The sequence below is a fragment of the Paucibacter sp. DJ2R-2 genome (assembly GCF_025717675.1).
Classification (GTDB): domain Bacteria; phylum Pseudomonadota; class Gammaproteobacteria; order Burkholderiales; family Burkholderiaceae_C; genus Paucibacter_A.
The window spans coordinates 151788-172625 of record NZ_JAJIRT010000006.1 but is presented as its reverse complement, the minus strand read 5'-3'; the positions used below and the strand labels follow the sequence as shown (position 1 = coordinate 172625).

General features: G+C 64.5%; 18 protein-coding genes. 15 read left to right on the top strand and 3 right to left on the bottom strand.

Features of this window, described 5'->3' with window-relative positions; genetic code table 11:
- Positions 1–148: 148 nt before the first annotated feature.
- From LNV28_RS15650 to LNV28_RS15605, 10 genes are all read left to right on the top strand, one after another.
- A complete protein-coding gene (locus LNV28_RS15650) occupies positions 149–802 on the top strand; it encodes an NADH-quinone oxidoreductase subunit J (protein ID WP_263517308.1) in 654 nt (217 codons plus the stop codon).
- Positions 802–1110 carry an NADH-quinone oxidoreductase subunit NuoK gene (nuoK, locus tag LNV28_RS15645; protein WP_102770459.1) on the top strand — a complete coding sequence of 103 codons (309 nt, stop codon included), beginning with the start codon at positions 802–804 and terminating at the stop codon, positions 1108–1110. Before LNV28_RS15650 ends, nuoK begins: the two co-directional genes overlap by 1 nt.
- Before the next feature lie 6 nt (positions 1111–1116).
- Complete coding sequence (gene nuoL, locus LNV28_RS15640; protein ID WP_263517307.1) at positions 1117–3168, top strand: NADH-quinone oxidoreductase subunit L; 2052 nt, start codon at positions 1117–1119, stop codon at positions 3166–3168.
- Between the two features lie 19 nt (positions 3169–3187).
- Complete coding sequence (locus tag LNV28_RS15635) at positions 3188–4666, top strand: NADH-quinone oxidoreductase subunit M (protein ID WP_263517306.1); 1479 nt, start codon at positions 3188–3190, stop codon at positions 4664–4666.
- Positions 4667–4685: 19 nt separating this feature from the next.
- A complete protein-coding gene (nuoN, locus tag LNV28_RS15630; protein WP_263517305.1) occupies positions 4686–6167 on the top strand; it encodes an NADH-quinone oxidoreductase subunit NuoN in 1482 nt (493 codons plus the stop codon).
- Positions 6168–6188: 21 nt separating this feature from the next.
- Positions 6189–6497, top strand: a complete 309-nt coding sequence (locus LNV28_RS15625) for a DUF2818 family protein (protein WP_263517304.1) — start codon at positions 6189–6191, stop codon at positions 6495–6497.
- Positions 6457–7089, top strand: a complete 633-nt coding sequence (locus LNV28_RS15620) for an NUDIX domain-containing protein (protein ID WP_411969983.1) — start codon at positions 6457–6459, stop codon at positions 7087–7089. The genes LNV28_RS15625 and LNV28_RS15620 overlap by 41 nt, the downstream gene beginning before the upstream one ends.
- Positions 7090–7134: 45 nt before the next feature.
- Positions 7135–7677 (top strand): DUF1178 family protein, encoded by a 543-nt coding sequence (locus LNV28_RS15615; protein WP_263517302.1) that lies wholly within the window; start codon positions 7135–7137, stop codon positions 7675–7677.
- Positions 7678–7846: 169 nt separating this feature from the next.
- The gene (locus tag LNV28_RS15610) at positions 7847–9025 is read left to right on the top strand and encodes an efflux RND transporter periplasmic adaptor subunit (RefSeq protein WP_263517301.1); all 1179 of its coding nucleotides are present in this window, start codon (positions 7847–7849) and stop codon (positions 9023–9025) included.
- 3 nt (positions 9026–9028) lie between these two features.
- Positions 9029–12244, top strand: a complete 3216-nt coding sequence (locus tag LNV28_RS15605) for an efflux RND transporter permease subunit (protein ID WP_263517300.1) — start codon at positions 9029–9031, stop codon at positions 12242–12244.
- 96 nt (positions 12245–12340) lie between these two features.
- Here LNV28_RS15605 and LNV28_RS15600 read toward each other — a convergent pair whose 3' ends face one another.
- Positions 12341–13762, bottom strand: coding sequence for an FAD-binding oxidoreductase (locus LNV28_RS15600; RefSeq protein ID WP_263517299.1), 1422 nt, complete (start codon positions 13760–13762; stop codon positions 12341–12343).
- A gap of 18 nt (positions 13763–13780) precedes the next feature.
- Positions 13781–14335, bottom strand: coding sequence for a DUF2069 domain-containing protein (locus LNV28_RS25090; protein WP_318013863.1), 555 nt, complete (start codon positions 14333–14335; stop codon positions 13781–13783).
- Between the two features lie 18 nt (positions 14336–14353).
- Here LNV28_RS25090 and LNV28_RS15590 point away from each other — a divergent pair, with 18 nt between their 5' ends.
- Entirely contained in the window at positions 14354–15598 is a 1245-nt protein-coding gene (locus LNV28_RS15590; protein ID WP_263517298.1) for a YihY family inner membrane protein, read from the top strand.
- A gap of 6 nt (positions 15599–15604) precedes the next feature.
- Here LNV28_RS15590 and LNV28_RS15585 read toward each other — a convergent pair whose 3' ends face one another.
- Positions 15605–16201 (bottom strand): helix-turn-helix domain-containing protein, encoded by a 597-nt coding sequence (locus tag LNV28_RS15585; RefSeq protein WP_263517297.1) that lies wholly within the window; start codon positions 16199–16201, stop codon positions 15605–15607.
- Between the two features lie 141 nt (positions 16202–16342).
- Between LNV28_RS15585 and kbl the strand changes: the two genes are divergently transcribed.
- From kbl to LNV28_RS15565, 4 genes are all read left to right on the top strand, one after another.
- The gene (gene kbl / locus LNV28_RS15580; RefSeq protein ID WP_263517296.1) at positions 16343–17548 is read left to right on the top strand and encodes a glycine C-acetyltransferase; all 1206 of its coding nucleotides are present in this window, start codon (positions 16343–16345) and stop codon (positions 17546–17548) included.
- A gap of 36 nt (positions 17549–17584) precedes the next feature.
- The gene (locus tag LNV28_RS15575; protein WP_263517295.1) at positions 17585–18535 is read left to right on the top strand and encodes an NAD-dependent epimerase/dehydratase family protein; all 951 of its coding nucleotides are present in this window, start codon (positions 17585–17587) and stop codon (positions 18533–18535) included.
- A gap of 157 nt (positions 18536–18692) precedes the next feature.
- Complete coding sequence (locus tag LNV28_RS15570) at positions 18693–19514, top strand: MipA/OmpV family protein (RefSeq protein WP_263517294.1); 822 nt, start codon at positions 18693–18695, stop codon at positions 19512–19514.
- Between the two features lie 19 nt (positions 19515–19533).
- Positions 19534–20835 carry an efflux RND transporter periplasmic adaptor subunit gene (locus tag LNV28_RS15565; RefSeq protein ID WP_263517293.1) on the top strand — a complete coding sequence of 434 codons (1302 nt, stop codon included), beginning with the start codon at positions 19534–19536 and terminating at the stop codon, positions 20833–20835.
- Positions 20836–20838 lie beyond the last annotated feature (3 nt).

Here is a 20838-nt window from a genome sequence, read left to right as displayed (position 1 = left end):
GTCCGGGAGTACCCGGTCGGTCCCTCCTGGGGGACGCAGATGAAGGGCGGTCGTGACCGCCGCCTCATCTGCCCGATTCGTCATGAACTTGCTTCAAGGCGACCCGGCGGACGACTCAGGTTAGAGAGTTACGTATTGCTGGAACGCTATGGAAATCACCACTGCTCTGTTCTACATCTTTTCGGCCGTGCTGCTGGGAGCCTCGTTCCGTGTGATCACGGCGCGCAGCACCGTGCATTCGGCCCTGTTCCTGATCCTGGCTTTCTTCAATGCTTCGTGCATCTGGATGCTGCTGAAGGCGGAATTCCTGGCCATCACCTTGGTGCTGGTCTATATCGGCGCTGTGATGGTGCTGTTCCTGTTCGTGGTGATGATGCTGGACATCAACTCCGACCACGTGCGCGAGGGTTTCTGGAAACACATGCCCATGGCCGGCCTGGTCGGCGCGCTGATCGCGCTGGAGATGGCGGCCATCTTGATGGGCGGCTTCCGCTTGACCGATGCGCCTGAGTTGTCGCCGGCCGCCATGCAGCTGGGTAATACCAAGCTGCTGGGCATTGCGATCTACACACAGTACCTCTATCCCTTGCAGATTGCGGCCGTTTTGCTGCTGGTGGCCATCATTGCTGCCATCGCGCTGACCCTGCGCCGCCGCAAGGATTCCCGCAGCCAGGACGCTTCCGAGCAGGTCAAGGTCAAGAAGGCCGACCGTCTGCGCATCGTCAAGATGGCGCCCACGGTGGAACTGCCCGCCGCTGCGCCTGCAGACGCCGCCGCTGCCGACACAGGAGCCAAAGCATGATGAGCTTGACCTTGGGCCATTTCCTGACCTTGGGAGCGATCTTGTTCGCCATCTCGGTGGTCGGCATCTTCCTGAATCGCAAAAACCTGATCGTGCTGCTGATGGCGATCGAGCTGATGCTGCTGGCGGTGAATCTGAACTTCGTGGCCTTTTCGCACTATCTGGGCGATATGGCTGGCCAGGTGTTCGTGTTCTTCATCCTGACCGTGGCGGCCGCCGAGTCGGCCATTGGCTTGGCCATTCTGGTCGTGCTGTTCCGCAACCGGGCGTCCATCAATGTCGAAGAGCTCGACGCGCTGAAGGGCTGAAGAACAATGTCTGCACAACTCTCTCAGAACCTCTTGCTGGCGGTGCCGCTGGCACCGCTGGTCGGCGCTGTCGTGGCCGGCCTGTTCGGCAAGCAAGTGGGCCGCAAGGGCGCCCACACGGTCACCATCCTCGGGGTGCTGATCGCTTTCATCCTGTCGGCGATGACGCTGGAGTCCGTCATCAATGACGGCGCGCGTTTCAACCAGACCATTTATGAATGGATGGTGGTCGGCGGCCTGAAGATGGAAGTCGGCTTCCTGGTCGATGGCCTGACCGCCATGATGATGTGCGTGGTGACCTTTGTGTCGCTGATGGTGCACATCTACACCATTGGCTATATGGAAGAAGACCCGGGCTACCAGCGCTTCTTCAGCTACATCTCGCTGTTCACCTTCTCGATGTTGATGCTCGTCATGAGCAACAACATGCTGCAGCTGTTCTTCGGTTGGGAAGCGGTGGGCCTCGTGTCTTACCTGCTGATCGGTTTCTGGTACACCAAGCCGACTGCGATCTTCGCAAACATGAAGGCCTTCCTGGTCAACCGCGTCGGTGACTTCGGCTTCATCCTGGGCATCGGCCTGCTGGTGGCTTACGGTGGTTCCCTGAACTACGCCGAGACCTTCGCCAAGGCCGATCAGTTGGCTCAGATCAAGTTCAATGCGCCGCTCTGGGGCTCTGACTGGATGATGCTCAGCGTGGCTTGCATCTGCTTGTTCATCGGTGCCATGGGCAAGTCGGCCCAGTTCCCGCTGCACGTGTGGCTGCCGGACTCGATGGAAGGCCCGACCCCAATCTCCGCGCTGATCCACGCCGCCACCATGGTGACGGCCGGCATCTTCATGGTCGCCCGCATGAGCCCGCTGTTCGAGCTCTCGGACACCGCGCTGAACTTCATCCTGGTGATCGGTGCCATCACGGCGCTGTTCATGGGCTTCCTGGGCATCATCCAGAACGACATCAAGCGCGTGGTCGCCTACTCAACCCTGTCGCAGCTTGGTTACATGACCGTGGCCCTCGGTGCCTCGGCCTACTCGGTGGCGGTATTCCACCTGATGACCCACGCCTTCTTCAAGGCCCTGCTGTTCCTCGGCGCCGGGTCGGTCATCATCGGCATGCACCACGACCAGGACATCCGCAATATGGGCGGCCTGCGCAAGTACATGAAGATCACCTGGATCACATCCTTGCTGGGTTCGCTGGCCCTGATCGGCACGCCGTTCTTCTCGGGTTTCTACTCCAAGGATTCCATCATCGAAGCCGTGCACGCCAGCCATCTGCCGGCGGCGCAGTGGGCCTATTACGCCGTCATCATCGGCGTGTTCGTCACGGCCTTCTATTCATTCCGGATGTATTTCCTGGTCTTCCATGGCAAGGAGAACTTCCGTCACAAGCCCTTCCCGGGCGAGCATGACCATCATGACGACCACGGTCACCATGAGCCTCATGTGCCGCATGAGTCGCCCTGGGTCGTGACCCTGCCGTTGGCTCTGTTGGCGGTGCCCTCGGTGCTGATCGGTTACTTCACCATCAAGCCGATGCTGCATGGCGACTTCTTCAAAGACGCCATCTTCATCAACCACCAGGCTCACCATGCGATGACGGAACTGGGCCATGAGTTCCACGATGCCGCTGCCATGGCTGTGCACGGCCTGCAGACGCTGCCTTTCTGGCTGGCTCTGGGCGGTGTGGTGACGGCTTACCTGTTCTATATGGTCTGGCCGGCCGTGCCGGCGACCTTCGGCCGTGTGCTGCGCCCGCTGATCGTGGTCATGGAGAACAAGTACTTCATGGACTGGATCAACGAGAACATCCTGGCCAAGGCTGCGCGCGGCCTGGGTCTGGTGTTCTGGAAGGCCGGTGATGGTGCCTTGATCGACGGTGTGCTGATCAACGGCTCGGCGCGTGCGGTTGGCGGTATCGCTGGTCTGGTGCGTCGCGTCCAAACCGGTCACCTGTACTGGTATGCGCTGGTGATGATCCTGGGCGTGATCGGCCTGATGACCTGGCAGCTGTGGCCCTATATGTGGCCCCAACTCAAGACCCTGACCGGTCTGTGATTGAGGGCGGAGAACAACAATGTTGCTAAGTCTTGCCATTTTCCTGCCCATCGCCTGCGGCGCCGTGCTGCTGGCCCTGGGCCGTGACGACCAGGCGAAAACCGTGCGTTGGCTGGCCTTGCTGGCCGCGCTTGCCTGCTTTGCCGTGACGCTGCCGCTGATCAGCGGTTTCGACAACAGCACGGCTGCGATGCAGTTCGTCGAAAACCAGCCTTGGATCGAGCGCTTCAACATCCGCTACCACCTGGGCCTGGACGGCATCTCCATGTGGTTCGTGCCCCTGACGGCCTTCATCACCGTCATCGTGGTGCTGGCCGCCTGGGAAGTGATCGAGTCGCGCGTCAACCAGTACATGGGCGCCTTCCTGATCCTGTCCGGCCTGATGATCGGCGTGTTCTCGGCCCTCGACGGCATGCTGTTCTACGTGTTCTTCGAGGCCACGCTGATCCCGATGTACATCATCATCGGTGTCTGGGGCGGTCCGCGTCGCGTGTACGCAGCCTTCAAGTTCTTCCTCTACACCCTGGCCGGTTCGCTCTTGATGCTGATCGCGCTGCTCTACCTGTACTTCCAGTCCGGTGGCAGCTTCGACATCCTGACCTGGCACAAGCTGCCCCTGGCCGGTGGCACGCAGACCTTGCTGTTCTTTGCCTTCCTGGCCGCTTTTTCGGTCAAGGTGCCGATGTGGCCGGTGCACACCTGGCTGCCGGATGCCCACGTGGAAGCGCCCACCGGCGGTTCGGTGGTGCTGGCCGCCATCATGCTGAAGCTGGGTTGCTACGGCTTCCTGCGTTTCTCCCTGCCCATCGTGCCGGACGCCGCCCATCAGTGGTCCTGGTTGATCATCGCCATGTCCTTGATCGGCGTGGTCTACATCGGCCTGGTGGCCTTGGTTCAGCAGGACATGAAGAAGCTGGTGGCTTACTCGTCCATCGCGCACATGGGTTTCGTGACCCTGGGCTTCTTCATCTTCAATGACCTGGGCGTGCAGGGCGGTCTGGTGCAGATGATCTCGCACGGCTTTGTGTCGGGCGCGATGTTCCTGTCCATCGGCGTGCTCTACGACCGTGTCCACTCGCGTGAGATCGCCAGCTATGGCGGCGTGGTCAACACCATGCCCAAGTTCGCGGCCTTCGCCCTGTTCTTCGCCATGGCCAATTGCGGCCTGCCTGCCACGGCCGGTTTCGTCGGCGAGTGGATGGTGATCCTGGGCACCGTGCGCTACGACTTCTGGCTCGGTGCCATCGCCGCCACGGCCCTGATCTTCGGTGCGGCCTACACCTTGTGGATGTACAAGCGCGTCTACTTTGGTGCCGTCACCAACGACGATGTGCGCAACCTCAAGGACATCAACGCCCGTGAGTTCCTGATGCTGGCCGTGCTGGCCGTTGCTGTGCTGTGGATGGGCGTGTACCCCAAGCCCTTCACCGATGTGATGCAGGTGTCGGTGGCTGAGTTGCTCAAGCATGTGGCAACGTCCAAGCTGATCCCCGGTTGATTCTTAGGGCCAACAAGACATGAACAATATGAACTGGCTCGCGGTTTATCCCGAAATCATTTTGCTGGCCATGGCCTGCGTGGTGGCCCTGGCGGACCTGTACGTCAAGGACCCGGCGCGTCGCCCGACCTACTGGCTGACACAACTGACCCTGGTCGCTGTGGCCTGCGTGCACTTCAGCGCCTTCAGCGACGGCCAAACCCTGTACGCTATGCAGGGCATGGTGGTGTCCGACCCCATGGGTCATTTGCTGGGCTTCTTTGCCAGCATCGCCACCATCGTCGTGCTGGTCTATGCACGCCCCTACGCGGCTTCGCGCGAAATGCTCAAGGGCGAGCTCTTCACCCTGAGCCTGTTCTCCTTGCTGGGCGTGTTCGTCATGCTCTCGGCCAACAACTTCCTGGTCATTTACCTGGGCCTGGAGCTGATGAGCTTGTCGCTCTATGCCCTGGTGGCTCTGCGCCGTGACCATGCGGTGTCGACCGAGGCGGCGATGAAGTACTTTGTGCTGGGCGCCTTGGCCAGCGGCTTCCTGCTTTATGGCCTGTCCATGATGTACGGGGCCACCGGTTCGCTGAGCATTCCCCGTGTCTTCGAAGTGATCTCGACCGGCGTGCCCAATAAGTCGGTTCTGGTCTTCGGCGTTGTTTTTGTGACCGCCGGTTTGGCCTTCAAGCTCGGTGCTGCACCTTTCCATATGTGGGTGCCCGATGTGTACCAAGGCTCGCCGACTGCCGTCACTTTGCTGATCGGTGCCGCGCCCAAGCTGGCCGCTTTTGCCATCACTGTGCGCTTGCTGGTGGAAGGCATGATTGGCCTGGCTGTGGACTGGCAGCAAATGCTGATCGTGCTGTCCGTGATGTCTCTGCTGGTGGGTAATCTGGCAGCTATCGCGCAGAGCAATCTGAAGCGCATGCTGGCCTACTCGACCATCGCACAGATGGGCTTCATGCTGCTGGGCCTGGCTTCGGGTGTGGTCAACAACAACACTTTGTCTGCCGCCAACGCCTACAGCTCGGCCATGTTCTATGCCGTGACTTACGTGCTGACCACCTTGGGCAGCTTCGGCATGATCTTGCTGCTGTCGCGTGCCGGTCATGAGGCGGAAGAGATCAAGGATCTGGCCGGCTTGGCCAAGCGTAGCCCCTGGTTCGCGGCCGTGATGGCGATCTTCATGTTCTCGCTGGCCGGTGTGCCGCCCACAGCGGGCTTCTACGCCAAGCTGTCGGTGCTGCAGGCTCTAGTGTCGACCAATGTTCCCTTCTATCTCGGCTTGGCCATTGCTGCGGTCGTGGTGTCCCTGATCGGTGCGTTCTATTACCTGCGCGTCGTCAAGGTCATGTTCTTCGACGAGCCGAGCGATCGCGCTCCCTTGGCTGCTCCGGCCGATGTGCGCCTGGTGCTGTCCTTGAACGGTGCTGCTGTGCTGATCTTCGGTCTGCTGCCTGGAGGCTTGATGGCCTGGTGTGCGACGGCCATCGTCAAGACCTTGGCGACCTGATCCGGCGAGCGGTTCGATTCCATGGATCAGAGTGCAGCCGTCTGGCTGGTCTTGCTGGCGGCCGTGCTGGCCGCCAATCTGCCCTACATCAGCAAGCGTGTCTTGCTGGTCGGCCCTCGCCGCAATCCCAAGCCGGTGGCTTGGCGCCTGTTGGAGCTGGTGCTGATGGCGCTGCTGACCCTCGGGCTCGGCTTCCTGCTCGAGTCCCGGCTGGGGCAGCGCCAGCCTCAGGGCTGGGAGTTCTATGCGGCCGGTTTCTGCCTCTTTGTGACTCTGGGCTTCCCCGGCTTTGTCTGGTGCTATCTGCGCCGCCATCGCCATGAGTCCTGAGGCTGGCGTTGCGGGCGGCGACGCCCACTTGCGCGAAGACAGTCTGTCCTCTGAGCGCGTTTTCTCTGGCAATTTTCTGCAGATCCAGCGCGACATCGTGCGCCTGCCCGATGGTGGGCAGGCCAGCCGCGAGTACATCCGCCATCCCGGTGCGGTGATGATCGTGCCCTTGCTGGACGATGGGCGTTTGTTGCTTGAGCGCCAGTTTCGTTTCCCGATGGGGCGGGTCATGCTCGAGTTCCCGGCCGGCAAGCTTGACGCTGGAGAGGCGCCTTTGCGCTGCGCGCAGCGTGAGTTGCTCGAAGAGACCGGCTATCACGCCAGTGAGTGGGCCCATGCCGGGGTCCTGCACAACGCCATTGGCTACTCGGACGAAGGCATTGAGGTCTTCTTTGCCCGTGGCCTGCGCGCTGGCACTCGCCAGCTCGATGAAGGCGAATTCATCGAATTGCTGTCTCTGCCTCTGGATGAGCTCGATGCCATGTGCTGCGACGGACGCATCACCGATGCCAAAACTCTGATCGGCCTGCTTTGGTTGCAGCGTTGGCGCGCCGGCGATTGGGCCTTGCCTTGGGTGGCCGCCGCCGCTTGAAACCAGACATCGGGGCAAGGCCTTGCTCAACGCGTACCATTGGCCATGCTTGTTCTGAATCTCTCCTGCGCCTGTGACCATGGTTTCGAAGCTTGGTTTGGTTCCTCGTCTGACTTCGAAAGCCAGCAGGCGAGCGGATTGATCGCTTGCCCGGTTTGCGGGAATGCTCAGATTCGGCGCCTGCCCAGCGCGCCCCGGCTCAATCTGTCCCATCTGCGCCGCGACAGTGGCGCCGCTGCAAGCGCTGCTCTCTCGCCGCCCCATGAAGCGGCGCTGCGCGACCGGCCCTTGGCTGATCAAGCAGATGAGGATCGGAACCACAGGATGGCTGAGGCAAAACCTGACCCCACATCCGCCCAGATGGCAATGCAGGCCCAGATGTACCAAGCCCTGCGCCAAATGGCGTCCAAGAGCGAGAACGTTGGACCTCGGTTTGCCGAAGAAGCACGCCGCATCCACTATGGCGAGGCCGAGGCGCGCAGCATTCGCGGCCAGGCCAGCCATGCGGAAAGCGAGGCCTTGCTGGAGGAGGGCATCGCGGTTCTGCCGCTGCCCGATATCCCGGGTTTGAACGATCCGCTCCACTGAGAATCGGTGCTGGTTTGCCGTGGGTCTTAAGGGTAAGTCCGAAGCACCAATCGGTTCCATGACCTCTGGCCCCAGAGACAGCCCTCACTTAAGCTGCCAGGCCTTTGCCCGCCGGCCCGCCATGCTGTGCATGGCTGAATTTCCGCCCCTTCCAACCGGAGTTGATCCGATGACGCGTTCGTCCCGCCTTGCCCCTTCCGTTTCTCTGAGTTTGCTGCTGAGTGCTGCCCTGGCCCTCACCGCCTGCGGCAAGCGAGAGGGCGCCGCAGGTGCCGCTGCGCCGGGCAAGGCCGCCAGTGCGGCGGTCGCCGCCTTGCTGGTCGCGCCGGAAGACCTGCGCACCATGAGCCTGGCGTCCTTTGCTTTCGGCCCCGTCATCACCGGCTCCATCCAGCCCGAGAAGCGCGCCGATCTGCGTGCCGAGGTCTCGGCCGTGGTCTTGCAAGTGCTCAAGGAAAACGGCGAGAGCGTGCGCCGTGGCGACCTGTTGGTACGTCTGGATGACACCTCGATCCGCGACTCGCTGGCCTCGGCGGAAGAGGCGGCGCGCGTGTCGGCACAGTCCTTTGAACAGGCTGAACGCCAGATGCAACGGCTCAAGACCTTGCAGGCCCAGGGCATGAGCTCGCTGCAGGCACTGGAAGACTCGGAACTGCGTCGCAACAATGCCCAGAACGACCTGGTCGCGGCCAAGGCCCGCCTGGTACAGGCCCGCCAGCAGTTGCATCGCACCGAGGTGCGCGCGCCCTTCGACGGCGTCGTCAGCGAGCGCAAGGTCTCGGCCGGTGATACCGCGCAAGTCGGCAAGGAGCTGGTCAAGGTGATGGACCCGCGCAGCATGCGTTTTGAGGGCCTGGTGTCGGCCGACCGCATGCAAGAACTCAAGCCCGGCCAAACGGTCAACTTCCGCGTCAATGGATTTGCCAACGGCGAGTTCACAGGCAAGGTGCGCCGCGTCGATGCGGCCGCCAATGCAACGACACGCCAGCTTGAGGTGCTGGTCGACTTTGCGCCCGGCAAAGCGCCACAGGTGGCTGGGCTCTATGCCGAGGGCCGGGTTGAGTCCGGTAGCGTCAGCACCCTGATGTTGCCCGAGGCCTCGCTGCAGCGCTCGGGTGATTTGGTCCATGCCTGGCGGGTCAAGGGCGGCGTGCTCAAGAAGGTCGCCATCGAGTTGGGCGATCGGGACGCGCGGCGCGGTGAGTTCGTGGTCCGCAGCGGCCTCGCCGTTGGCGAGCAGGTCTTGCGCAGCCCCGGCTCCAATCTGGTGGACGGACAGAAGGTGGAGATCGCCGTGGCCGCCGCGCCAGCGGCCTCGGGCATTGCCCAAGCCAGCGCAGGGAAGTAAGCCATGTTTCTTTCCGATTTCAGTATCAAGAAGCCGATCGCCACGATCGTCATCATCATCGCGCTGATGTGCATGGGCCTGCTGGCCCTGAAAAAGCTGCGCGTCAACCAGATCCCGGATGTTCAGGAGCCGGTGCTGGTGGTGTCGATCGCATACCCTGGCGCCTCGCCCGAGACGGTGGAGCGCGAGGTGGTGAACCGCATCGAGAAGTCGCTGCAAAGCATCTCGGGCGTGCAGCGCGTGCGAGCCACGGCAGCCGAGGGCTTTGCCCAGATCGTGCTGATCTTCAACTTCAACAAGAACATGATCGAGGCCTCGGATGAGGTCCGCAACGCCATCGGCACGGTGCGCTACAAGCTGCCTACCGAGATCCGCGAGCCCGTGCTGGAGCGGGAAGACCCCGCGGCCGAGCCCATCATGCAGCTGGCCCTGTCCAGCAGCAAACACAGCCACGCCGAAATCTCGCGCATCGCCGAGGATCAACTGGCCGACAAGTTCCGCGCCGTGCCCGGCGTTGCCGTGGTCTTCGTCAACGGCGCGCTCAAGCGCGAGCTCAGTGTGCTGCTCCACGCCGAGAAGCTGCGCGAGAACAATGTCTCCGTCACCGAGGTGGTGGCGGCGCTGCGCAACCAGAATGGCACGGCCCCTGTGGGCAAGGTGCGCGGCACGCTGGAAGACCAGAGCATCCGCTTGCTCGGCCGTTTGGAATCGCCCGCCGAGTTCCAGCAGATCGTGGTCAAGCGACGTGGCACCGAGCTCGTGCGCCTGTCCCAGGTGGCCAGCATCGAAGACGGCTACGGCGAGCTGACCCGCCAGAGCCTGCGCAATGGCAATCCCAATGTGGGTCTGGCCGTCACCCGCTCGCGCGACGCCTCCACCGTCACCACCGCCAACAAGATCCGCAGCCTGGTCGACGAGATCAACAAGACCTTGCCCGAAGGCGCCAAGCTGGAAGTGACCCAGGACGGCGGCAAGGACGCGCAGAACAGCCTGAACAACGTCATCGAGTCCCTGGTGCTGGGGGCGGGCCTGACCATCTTCGTGGTCTATGTCTTCCTGAACTCCTGGCGTTCGACCCTGATCACGGCGCTGTCCTTGCCGACCTCGGTGATCGCGGCTTTCATCGCCGTCTGGCTCTGCGGCTTCACGCTCAATTTCATGAGCTTGCTGGGCCTGTCTCTGGCCATCGGGGTGCTGATCGACGATGCCATCGTGGTGCGAGAGAACATCGTGCGCCACTTGGAGCGCGGCTCCGACCGGCGCACCGCCGCCCTGGAGGGTACGGCCGAGATCGGTCTTGCCGTGGCCGCCACCACCTTTGCCATCGTCGCGGTCTTCGTGCCCGTGGCCTTCATGCCTGGCGTGTCCGGTGAGTGGTTCCGGCCCTTCGCGCTGACCGTGGTGGCCTCGGTCATGGTGAGCTTGTTCATCTCATTCACCCTCGACCCCATGCTGTCGGCCTACTGGGGTGACCCTCCGAACCATCACCAACTGCCCAAGAACGCGCTCGGTCGCGCCTTGGTGCGCTTCAACGAGTGGTTTGACCATCAGACCGAACGTTATGGCCATGTGATCGCCTGGGCCTTGCACCACCGTAAATGGATGGCGGCATTCGCCTTGGCCAGCTTGGTCGGCGCCATGGCCCTGCATTGGAAGTTCGGCGGTTCCAGTTTCCTGCCCGTGACCGACAACGGCATGGTGGCCGTGGAAGTGCGCACCCCCGCCAGCAGCAGCCTGGAATACTCCAAGCTCAAGCTGGAAGCAGCGGCCAAGCTGGCGCGCGAGATGCCCGAGACGGTCGCAACCAACAGCAATGTCAACGTCAACGGTGGCCGCATCTATGTGGACATCGGCAAGGCCAAGAACCGCAAGCGCTCGGCCTATGAAGTGGCCAACGACCTGCGCGAGAGGCTCAAGCGTCTGGTGGGCGCCGAGTATGCGGTGTCGGACAACCTCAACGGTGGTGGCCGCAAGCCGGTGCAGATCCGCTTCACCGGCGTCGATTCCCGCAAGCTGCTGGACATCACCAACGAGTTCATGGCCAAGCTGCGCAATGTCAAGGGCGCGGTCGATGTGGGCCTGTCCGAGCAGGATCCGCAGGACGAGCTGCAGATCGAGCTGAACCGCGGCCTCGCCAATTCCCTGGGCATCTCGGTCAACGACGCGGCGCAGGCCTTGCGCGTGGCCTTTGCTGGCGTGGAAGTCGGCGACTGGGTCGACCCCTCGGGCGAGACGCGTGATGTGGCCGTGCGCCTGCATCCCGATGACCGTGTCGATGCCGGCAATATTGAGCGTCTGCCGATTGCCGTCAGTGGCAGCAACACCATGGTGCCGCTGGAGCAGATCGCCACCGTGACCATGGGCAAGGGCCCGTCCAAGATCAACCATGCCGACGGCAAGCGCACCATCGCCGTTGCCGCCAATGTGCAGGGGCGTTCGCCCGGCGAGGTCACAGCCGATGCGCTCAAGCTGGCCAAGTCCATCAATTTCCCGCCCGGCTACAGCCTGGAGCTGGAAGGTGACTCGCGCGAGCAGAACGAAGTTTTCAGCGAGATGGGCATTGCGCTGCTTTCCGGCATCGGCCTGATGTACCTGGTGCTGGTCATGCAGTTCGGTTCCTTCACCGCACCGCTGCCGGTGATGATGTCGCTGCCGCTGTCCTTGATCGGTGTGGTGCTGGCCCTGCTGATGAGCAAAAGCACGCTCAACCTGATGAGCTTCATCGGCGTCATCATGCTGATGGGCCTGGTGGCCAAGAACGCCATCCTTTTGCTTGATGCGGCACGCCAGTTGGAACGCGAAGGCATGGAGCGTGAAGAGGCCTTGATGATGGCCGGCCGAAAGCGACTGCGCCCCATCCTGATGACCACCCTGGCCCTGATCGCTGGCATGCTGCCGGTGGCCATCGGCCTGGGCGAGGGCAGCGAGTTCTACCGCCCCATGGCTGTGGCCATCATCGGCGGCACCATCACCTCGACCTTGCTGACGCTGCTGGTGATCCCGACCTTCTATGACAGCATCGAAATCGCCCGCGACCGCATGATCGCCAAGTTCCGTCGCCGCATGGAGCGCTGGAACGGCTTGTTTGCTTTCGTGATGACCTTTGTCGAGGCCTTGCTGACGCTGACCCTGCTGCGCTTTGTGTTCCGCATGGTGCTCAAGCTCGTCCAGCTGGCGACGGGGCGTCGCGGCGCGGCCCTCCCGCAAGGTGCCGATTGAGCTTGCCCAACTGACCCCGGTTCAAACCATGAAAAAGGCCTCCCTGGTGGAGGCCTTTTCTTTGGGCGGTGGGAAAGCGAAGCCGTGAAGACGGGCTCAGAGCAATCGCCCCGGATTCAACACCCCCTGCGGATCCAGCGCCTGCTTGATCGCGCGCATCAGGCCGATGGCGACAGGGCTCTTGCGGGCGACCAGTTCCTCGCGCTTGAGCTGCCCAATGCCGTGCTCGGCCGAGATGGAGCCACCGTGGGCCATGACCGCGTCGTAGACGATGGCATTGATGGCCTTCTCGTGCTCGCGCAGAAACTCGGCTGCGGGCTGGCCCTCGGGCGCTTGCACGTTGTAGTGCAGATTGCCGTCGCCCAGGTGGCCGAAGTCCACCATGCGGATGCCGGGGTAGGCTTGGGCCAGAGCGGCATCGGTGCTGCTGACAAAGGCCGGGATGGCCGAGACGGGCAGGGCGATGTCGTGCTTGATGTTCAGGCCTTCCTCGGCTTGGGCCAAGGGGATAGATTCACGCAGATGCCAGAGTGCCCGTGATTGCGGCAGGCTCTCGGCCACGGCCGCGTCGCTGATCAACCCGCCTTCCAGGGCGGCCTCCAGCAAGCCTTCGAAGAGCCCTCGCGCATGGGCCTCGCTCTCACTGTCCGAAATTTCCAGCAGCACCGTCCAGGGGCATGGCGCCAGGGGCTGCTGTAGCTGCGGGAAATGCTGGCGCACCAGGCCCAGCGAGAACTGGTTCATCACTTCAAAGCCGGTCAGGCCCGAGCCCGCGCGGGCCCGCGCCAGGCTCAGCAGTTGCACCGCCTGTGCCAGGCTGTCGCAGGCAGCCAGGGCAGTCATCTGCGCCACCGGTTTGGGGAAGAGCTTGAGCGTGGCCGCTGTGATGATGCCCAGCGTGCCTTCGCTGCCAATGAAGAGATCGCGCAAGTCGTAGCCGGTGTTGTCTTTGCGCAGACCCGAGAGGCCGTCCCAGATCTCGCCTTGGGCGGTCACCACTTCCAGGCCCAGGCAGAGTTCGCGAGCGTTGCCATAACGCAGGACCTGCGTGCCACCGGCATTGCTGGCCAGATTGCCGCCGATGCTGCAGCTGCCCTCGGCCGCCAGGCTCAAGGGGAAGAGCAGCTCCTCAGCCGCTGCGGCCGCTTGTACGGATTGCAGGACGGCGCCAGCTTCCACGGTCAGGGTGAGGTTGGCCGCGTCGAGGCTGCGCACGCGGTTCATTCGGCTCAGGCTCAGCACGATCTGTGTGCCGCTGGCGTCGGGCGTGGAGCCGCCGACCAGGCCGGTGTTGCCGCCTTGCGGAACCAGGCTCACGCCATGTGCCGCGCACAGCTTGACCACGCCAGCGACCTGCTCGGTGCTGCTCGGCCGCGCGACGGCCAGGGCGCGGCCGGCATAGCGGCGGCGCCAGTCTTGCTCAAAGGCGGACAGATCACCGTCGCGCAAGAGGCCGGCATCGCCCAGCAGCAGCTGCAAGGCGATCAACAGCTCGTCGTGAGGCAAGGGCTTGCTCATGGCTACGCTGACGCTGGTTCAGCTGCGTTCCGCCTTGGCGGCCGCCAGGCGCTGGCGCACTTGCAGGGCGCAGGCCACAAAGATCAGCACGCTGAGCAGGACCTCGGCCGTGGCCAGCCACATGGCCGGGCCGCTTTCGCTGGTGGCGCGCACGGCGCCTTCGGCGAAATACAGCCAGACCATCAGGCTGAGCCAGCGGAAGGTGTAGAGGCGGTAGCGCCACAAGCCCACCATGGGCAGCAGCAAGGGCAGGGCCTTGATGGCCAGCGTGCCGCGGCCGGTCGGGGCCAGCCACAACTCCCAGCTCAGGCACAGCAGGAAGAGGGCGATCAGGCCGCCCAGGGCGAGATTGCGCGACAGCGCTTCATCCCGGCTCGCTTGGGTGCGGGCGGTGGGCGGCGGCGGCGGGGCTTCGCGAGCCGCAGCTCGGGCGGCTGCCTTGGCGGCGCGTGCGGCCGCTTTGGCTGCTCTTTCGGCCCGGCGCTGTTCGGCCGGGCTCTGGGGGGCGGGGTGCGTGGAAAGGGGCTTTGGCGCAGGGTTGGCGCTGGCCTGAGAGGAGGGGGGCAGGGACATGCTGGCATCATAGCCAGCATGCGAAATCCCAGCTCCGACCCCCTGGTCCAGAGGCCGACCCTCGACCAGTTCCTGATATCCCTGCAAAACTGGCCCTGGCGCCTGACCGTACGCAGCCTGCGCGAGCGTTTTCGCGAGGGCCGCCTCGGCTTGACCGCCGGCAGTCTGACCTTCACCACCCTGATTTCCCTGGTGCCGCTGCTGACGGTGATGCTGGCCCTGTTCACCGCCTTTCCCATGTTCGCTTCCTTCCAGGTGGCGCTGGAGAAGTACTTTCTGAAGAGCTTGATTCCGGACAGCATCGCCCGCCCGGTGCTGGCCGCTCTGACCCAATTTGCCTCCAAGGCCAGCCGGCTCGGCGCCGTCGGCCTGATCGCCCTGGGCCTCTCGGCCCTGGCCCTGATGCTGACCATCGATCGCACTCTGAACCAGATCTGGCGTGTCCAGCGACCGCGGCCGATTGCCCAGCGCGTGCTGGTTTACTGGGCCGCCGTGACCCTAGGCCCGCTACTACTCGGCGGCAGCCTGGCCCTGACCAGCTATGCCATCACCACCGGTCATGAGTTGGTCAGCACCATGCCGGTGTCCCTGTCTCTGCTCTTCAGCATGGTGCAGTTCCTGTTCCTGTCTTTCGGCGTGGCTGCACTTTTTCATTACGTGCCCAACACCGATGTGCGCTGGCGCCATGCCTTGCTCGGCGGCGTCTTCGTGACCGTCGGCTTCAGTCTGGCCAAGGCCGGGCTGGCCTGGTATCTCAAGCAGGTGCCGACGTTTTCCACGCTCTACGGCGCATTCGCCACGGTGCCGATCTTTCTGGTCTGGCTGTACTTGGGCTGGGTGATCGTGCTGCTGGGGGCCTTGCTGGCGGCCAATGCGCCGAGCCTGGGCAGCGGCATGCTGCGCCGGCCGGAAGCGCCGGGCCTGACGCTGGAGCTGTGCCTGTGTGTGCTGCGCGAGTTGCGCGACAGCCAGGCGCGCGGTGAGGGCGGCCTGACCAGCTTGAGCCTCGCGCGCCGACTGCGCGTGGACCCGCTGCAGCTGGAGCCGGTGCTCGATCAGTTGCTCGATCTGAACTGGTTAGGGCGTCTCGACGAAGCTGGTGCCCAGCGTTTGGTGCTGTTGTGCTTGCCCGAACAGACGCCGGCGAAGGCCTTGCTGCAAGCCACCCTGGCCGTGCGCAGCGCCGTGCTGGCGCCGCTCTGGTCGGGCAGCGGCTGGGAGCAGGTCAGTCTGGCCGAGCTGCTTGATACCGAGCCGCGCTGACCCGCTTCAGGGGTGCAGAACGACGAGCAAGGCCACGGCCGGCTCGGCCTGGGCTTGGCCCGCGGCGCTGAGGTGGCGAATGGCATGCGGACCATCCACCGCATAACGTGCAGTTTCACCTGCATTCAAAGTCCGGCTGCTGCCGCCAGCCTCCACGCGCAAGCTGCCGCTGAGCACGCTCAGGTGTTCGCGCGAGCCGGGTTCGTGGGCGGCTGATTCTAGCGCGCCACCGGGCTGCACCGTCAGTTCGTACCACTCGAACTGCCCGGCCAGGTCGATGGGGCCGAGGATGCGCAGCTGGCACAGGCCGTCGGGGCTGCTCATGCTGGGTGTGGCATGGGCGGCTACGGTTTCAATGGCCGGCGCCGCGGCGCGCTCGCCGCCGAGCAGCTCGGACAACTCCACCCGCAGCGCATTGGCCAGGCGCCAGACGACCGCGACCGTGGGGTTGGCCTGGTTGCGCTCGATCTGGGACAGCATGGATTTGCTCACCCCGGCGCGGCGCGACAGTTCGTCCAGCGACAAGCCCTGGCTTTGCCGCAGGGCTTGCAAGGTGGCTCCCACCTTGGGCGGCTCCAGATGATCCAAACTCGGCACGGACATGATGCTTGACCCCAAAAAGGAAATCCCAGATACTGCACATAAGTTCGATATATCGAACTATGTTCAATTTAACGGATTGTGCACCAAGCTCAGCTCGGCGAGCATCCGCCCGCACCACCAAGCCACACCCAGGAGACCCTCATGGCCAGCAGCGAAGACTTTTACGCCCACATTCGCAATGAACTGGCTGGCATCCGCGAGGCCGGCCTCTACAAGAGCGAGCGCGTCATCACCGGACCGCAAGGCTCGCTGGTGCACACCAACGACGGCCGCGAAGTCATCAACCTCTGCGCCAACAACTACCTGGGCCTGTCCTCGCACCCGGCCGTGATCGAAGCCGCGCATGAAGCCCTGCGCAGCCACGGCTACGGCCTGTCTTCGGTGCGCTTCATCTGCGGCACACAAGACCTGCACAAGACCCTGGAACAGCGCCTGGCCAAATTCCTGGGCACCGAAGACACCATCCTCTACGCGGCAGCGTTTGACGCCAATGGCGGTCTGTTCGAGCCTCTGCTGGGCGAACAAGACGCCATCATCAGCGACGAGCTGAACCACGCCTCCATCATCGACGGCATCCGCCTGTGCAAGGCCAAGCGCTTCCGCTACAAGCACAACGATCTGGTCGATCTGCAAGCTCAGCTGGAAGCGGCCAAGGCCGCCGGCGCCCGCCACACCCTGGTCTTCACCGACGGCGTGTTCTCCATGGACGGCACCATCGCCCAGCTGGACAAGATCCGTGCCCTGTGTGACCAGTACGGCGCGCTGCTGGGCATCGACGAATGCCATGCCAGCGGCTTCCTGGGCCAGACCGGCCGCGGCACGCATGAGTACCGCGGTGTTTTTGGCATGATCGACATCATCACCGGCACCCTGGGCAAGGCCCTGGGCGGCGCCTCGGGCGGCTTCACCTCGGGCCGCAAGGAAGTGATCGAGCTGCTGCGCCAGCGCTCGCGCCCCTATCTGTTCTCCAACACCGTGGCGCCCAGCATCGTCGGCGCGTCCATCGCCGTGCTGGATCTGCTGGAAGCCTCCACCGCCCTGCGCGACAAGTTGGAGGCCAACACCGCCTACTTCCGCGAGGCCATCCAGGCCGCCGGTTTCGAGATCAAGCCCGGCACCCACCCCATCGTGCCCATCATGGTGTACGACGCGGTCATGGCACAACGCTTAAGCGCCCGCATCCTCGAGCTGGGTGTCTACGCCGTCGGTTTCTTCTTCCCCGTGGTGCCCAAGGGCCAGGCGCGCATCCGCGTGCAGGTCTCGGCCGGCCATGAGCGTGAGCAACTGGAGCGCGCCGTCGCCGCCTTTGCCCAGGCCGGCCGCGAGCTGGGCCTGATCAAGGCCTGATCTTCTGAAGCCCCTCCCCGAACTGCACTCAGACCCATGAGCACCACCAAGATCCTCATCATCGGCGCCAACGGCCAGATCGGCACCGAGCTGGCCCAGGCCCTGGCCCTGCGCCACGGCAATGACAACGTCATCACCAGCGACCTGGCGCCTGAAGGCCGCGTGCCGGCCCTGACGCACGAGATGCTGGACGCCACCGACGCGGCGGCCATCGCCGCCGTCGTCAAGCGCCACAGCATCACCCAGATCTATCTGCTGGCCGCCGCGCTGTCCGCCACCGGCGAGAAGCACCCGATGTGGGCCTGGGACCTGAACATGAAAGGCCTGCTCAATGTGCTGGAGCTGGCCCGCACCCAGAAGCTGGACCGCATTTTTTGGCCCAGCTCGATCGCGGCCTTTGGCCCCAACACCCCGGCCCTGGACACGCCCCAGACCACGGTCATGGACCCGACCACGGTCTACGGCATCTCCAAGCTGGCCGGCGAGCGCTGGTGCCAGTGGTATTTTGAGAAGCATGGCGTTGACGTGCGCAGTCTGCGCTACCCCGGCTTGATCAGCTACAAGACGCCCCCGGGCGGCGGCACCACCGACTACGCCGTGGACATCTTCCATTCGGCGCTCAAGACCGGCCGCTACACCTGCTTCCTCGAAGAGGGTCAGGCCTTGCCCATGATGTACATGCCCGACGCCTTGCGCGCCACCATCGAGCTGATGGAAGCCCCGGCCGAGGCCATCAAGCAGCGCGGCAGCTACAACCTGGCCGGCGTCAGCTTCACGCCGGCCGAGATCGCCGCTGAGATCGCCCGCCAGGTGCCCGGCTTTGAGATCAGCTATGCCCCGGACTTCCGCCAGGCCATCGCCGCCAGCTGGCCACAGCGCATCGACGACAGCGCCGCCGTGGCCGATTGGGGCTGGAAGCTTGAGTACGACTTGCAGGCCATGGCCACCGACATGCTGACCCAGCTGCGGCCTATCCTGGGCCTCTGATTCCAGAGCATGGGCATGGCTTGATCTGCATCAGCTGAGCCGCAGCGCACGGACAAATGCCGCGCAGCGCTGCTAAGCTGCGCTGATGCTGCTGAACTCCATCTCTCAGGTTTCTGAACATACGACTTGTCATGGTCCGCGGCCTGCGCCGCCCGCCTTGGCCTGGGCAAAAATGCTGCTGCTGGTCGCCGCCGGCCTGCCGGGTCTCAGCCTAGCCCAAACCCCGTTGGAAGCTGCGGTTTCAAGCGATGTGCGCTACTTGATTGGTGCCGCTTATCGCTACAGCCCCGAGTATTTCGGTGCGCGCCAATACGCCGGTGACATCAAGCCGCTGTGGGCGGTGCGTTGGGGCCGCTGGCGCATCGCCACTTCGGGCTCTTCCGGCCTGATGGGTTTCGGCCGCGAAACCGTCGATGGCGGCGCCGGTGCCAGCCGCGAGCTGTTTCGCAACGAGAACTTCAACCTGGGCTTCGGCTTGCGCGTGGACAGCGGTCGCAACAGCCGCGACAGCGAAAGCACCCAGGGCCTGCCCGATGTCAAGCGCACGCTGCGTGGTCGGCTGTTCGTGGGCTTCACCTTGGCCCCGAGTTGGCAGCTGGGTGGCAGCCTGAGCCAGGATCTGGCCGGCCGGGATGGCGGCCTGGTCTGGAACGCCGATCTGCGCAAGCAGCTCTTCCGTTCGGCCGGAGGTGAGTTGAACCTTGGCCTGGGCGTCTCCGGCGGCAATGGCCGCTACATGCAGAGTTATTTCGGCGTGCCCGAAGGTCCGGCGGCAGAGCGCCTGGGGCGGAGCTACGCGCCGGGCTCCGGCCTTCGCGATGCAGGCTTGGGCTTGAGCTACACCCGCTCGGTCAGCAAACACTGGGTTTGCTTCAGCAGTCTTGGCGTGGGTCGCTTGCTGGGCTCGGCCGCCGACAGCCCACTCAACCAGAAACCGAGCTCCTACAGCTGGAGCCTGGGCCTGGCCTACCGCAACTGAGCGTGAGTTGACGCACGCCATGGACACTCCGATTGCCTCAACCCCGGCTGCGCCGCAGCGCCGAACCTTGCCTCGCTGGCTCCTGTGGGGCGTCGGCGTTCTTCTGATCGCTGCAGCCTGGGGCTTGTGGCAAAGCCAGCGCGGCAAGGCCGTGCCGGCCGAGCAGGTGCAGCGGCGCGATTTTGTGCAGACCGTGGTGGCCAGTGCCCGGGTGGAGGCGCCGCACCGGGTGGACCTGGCGGCGCAGATCACCGGCACGGTCAGCGAGGTGCCGGTGGCGCAGGGGCAGACGGTGGCGCAGGGCCAGCTGCTGGTGGCGCTGGAGGCCAGTGAACTCAGCGCCGCGCAGCGCCAAGCCGAGGCGGCCTTGCAGCAGGCGCAGCTGAACCTGCGCCGCCTGGGCGAGGTGCAGCTGCCGGTCAGCGAGCAGCAGCTGCGCCAGGCGCAAGCCACGCTCGATCTGGCGCGTGCCCAGCTGCAGCGCAGTGAGCAGCTTCATCAACAAGGGTTCATTGGTGCGGCGGCCCTCGATGAGGCGCGTAAGAGCTTGAGCCTGGCCGAGGCCCAGGCGCGCGCCAACCAGGCCCAGACCCGCAGCCTGCAACCGGCCGGCAGCGAGCTGGCGCTTGCCCGTGCGGCCCTGAGCCAGGCCGAGGCCGCCGCCGATTTGGCCCGGGCGCGGGCCCGCTACACCCGCATCCAGGCGCCGGTGGCCGGCACCCTGATTGCGCGCAATGTCGAGGTCGGTGATGTGGTGCAGGCCGGCCGTTTGCTGATGACGCTCTCGCCCCAGGGGCGGACCGAGCTGGTGCTGTCCATCGACGAGAAGAACCTGCGCCTGCTGCAGCTGGGCCAGCCGGCCCTGGCCTCGGCCGACGCTTACCCCGAGCAGCGCTTCGCTGCGCGCGTGGCCTACATCAACCCGGGCGTCAATGCCCAGACCGGCGCGGTCGAGGTGCGCCTGGCGGTCGATGCGCCGCCGGCCTATCTGCGCCAGGACATGACGGTCTCGGCCGACGTTGAGGTGGGCCGGCGTCAGCGGGCCTTGCTGCTGGGCCTGGCGCAGCTGCATGAAGCGCCGGGGCAGAAGCCCTGGGTCTGGCGCGTCGATACCCGCGAGGGCTTGCAGCGCCGTGAGCTCCGGCTGGGCCTGCGAAGCGGTGGCTGGGTCGAGGTGCTCGAAGGCATGGCCGAGGGCGATGTGGTGCTGCAGGCCGCGGCCGCCGATGCGGCCGGCCTGAATGCCGGTGATCGGGTGCGGCCGGTGTTGGCCGCGCCGACCGCAGCACCAGCAGCAGCGTCCTCGCCCGCCAGCCGCTGAAGC

Bases quoted from the DNA above. Each gene is read 5' to 3' on its own strand.
- LNV28_RS15600 (WP_263517299.1), bottom strand. From the start codon at position 13,762: ATGAGCAAGCCCTTGCCTCACGACGAGCTGTTGATCGCCTTGCAGCTG.
- LNV28_RS25090 (WP_318013863.1), bottom strand. From the start codon at position 14,335: ATGTCCCTGCCCCCCTCCTCTCAGGCCAGCGCCAACCCTGCGCCAAAG.
- LNV28_RS15605 (WP_263517300.1), top strand. From the start codon at position 9,029: ATGTTTCTTTCCGATTTCAGTATCAAGAAGCCGATCGCCACGATCGTC.
- nuoK (WP_102770459.1), top strand. From the start codon at position 802: ATGAGCTTGACCTTGGGCCATTTCCTGACCTTGGGAGCGATCTTGTTC.
- LNV28_RS15575 (WP_263517295.1), top strand. From the start codon at position 17,585: ATGAGCACCACCAAGATCCTCATCATCGGCGCCAACGGCCAGATCGGC.
- nuoL (WP_263517307.1), top strand. From the start codon at position 1,117: ATGTCTGCACAACTCTCTCAGAACCTCTTGCTGGCGGTGCCGCTGGCA.
- nuoN (WP_263517305.1), top strand. From the start codon at position 4,686: ATGAACAATATGAACTGGCTCGCGGTTTATCCCGAAATCATTTTGCTG.
- LNV28_RS15650 (WP_263517308.1), top strand. From the start codon at position 149: ATGGAAATCACCACTGCTCTGTTCTACATCTTTTCGGCCGTGCTGCTG.
- LNV28_RS15610 (WP_263517301.1), top strand. From the start codon at position 7,847: ATGACGCGTTCGTCCCGCCTTGCCCCTTCCGTTTCTCTGAGTTTGCTG.
- LNV28_RS15585 (WP_263517297.1), bottom strand. From the start codon at position 16,201: ATGTCCGTGCCGAGTTTGGATCATCTGGAGCCGCCCAAGGTGGGAGCC.
- LNV28_RS15625 (WP_263517304.1), top strand. From the start codon at position 6,189: ATGGATCAGAGTGCAGCCGTCTGGCTGGTCTTGCTGGCGGCCGTGCTG.
- LNV28_RS15565 (WP_263517293.1), top strand. From the start codon at position 19,534: ATGGACACTCCGATTGCCTCAACCCCGGCTGCGCCGCAGCGCCGAACC.
- kbl (WP_263517296.1), top strand. From the start codon at position 16,343: ATGGCCAGCAGCGAAGACTTTTACGCCCACATTCGCAATGAACTGGCT.
- LNV28_RS15615 (WP_263517302.1), top strand. From the start codon at position 7,135: ATGCTTGTTCTGAATCTCTCCTGCGCCTGTGACCATGGTTTCGAAGCT.
- LNV28_RS15635 (WP_263517306.1), top strand. From the start codon at position 3,188: ATGTTGCTAAGTCTTGCCATTTTCCTGCCCATCGCCTGCGGCGCCGTG.
- LNV28_RS15590 (WP_263517298.1), top strand. From the start codon at position 14,354: ATGCGAAATCCCAGCTCCGACCCCCTGGTCCAGAGGCCGACCCTCGAC.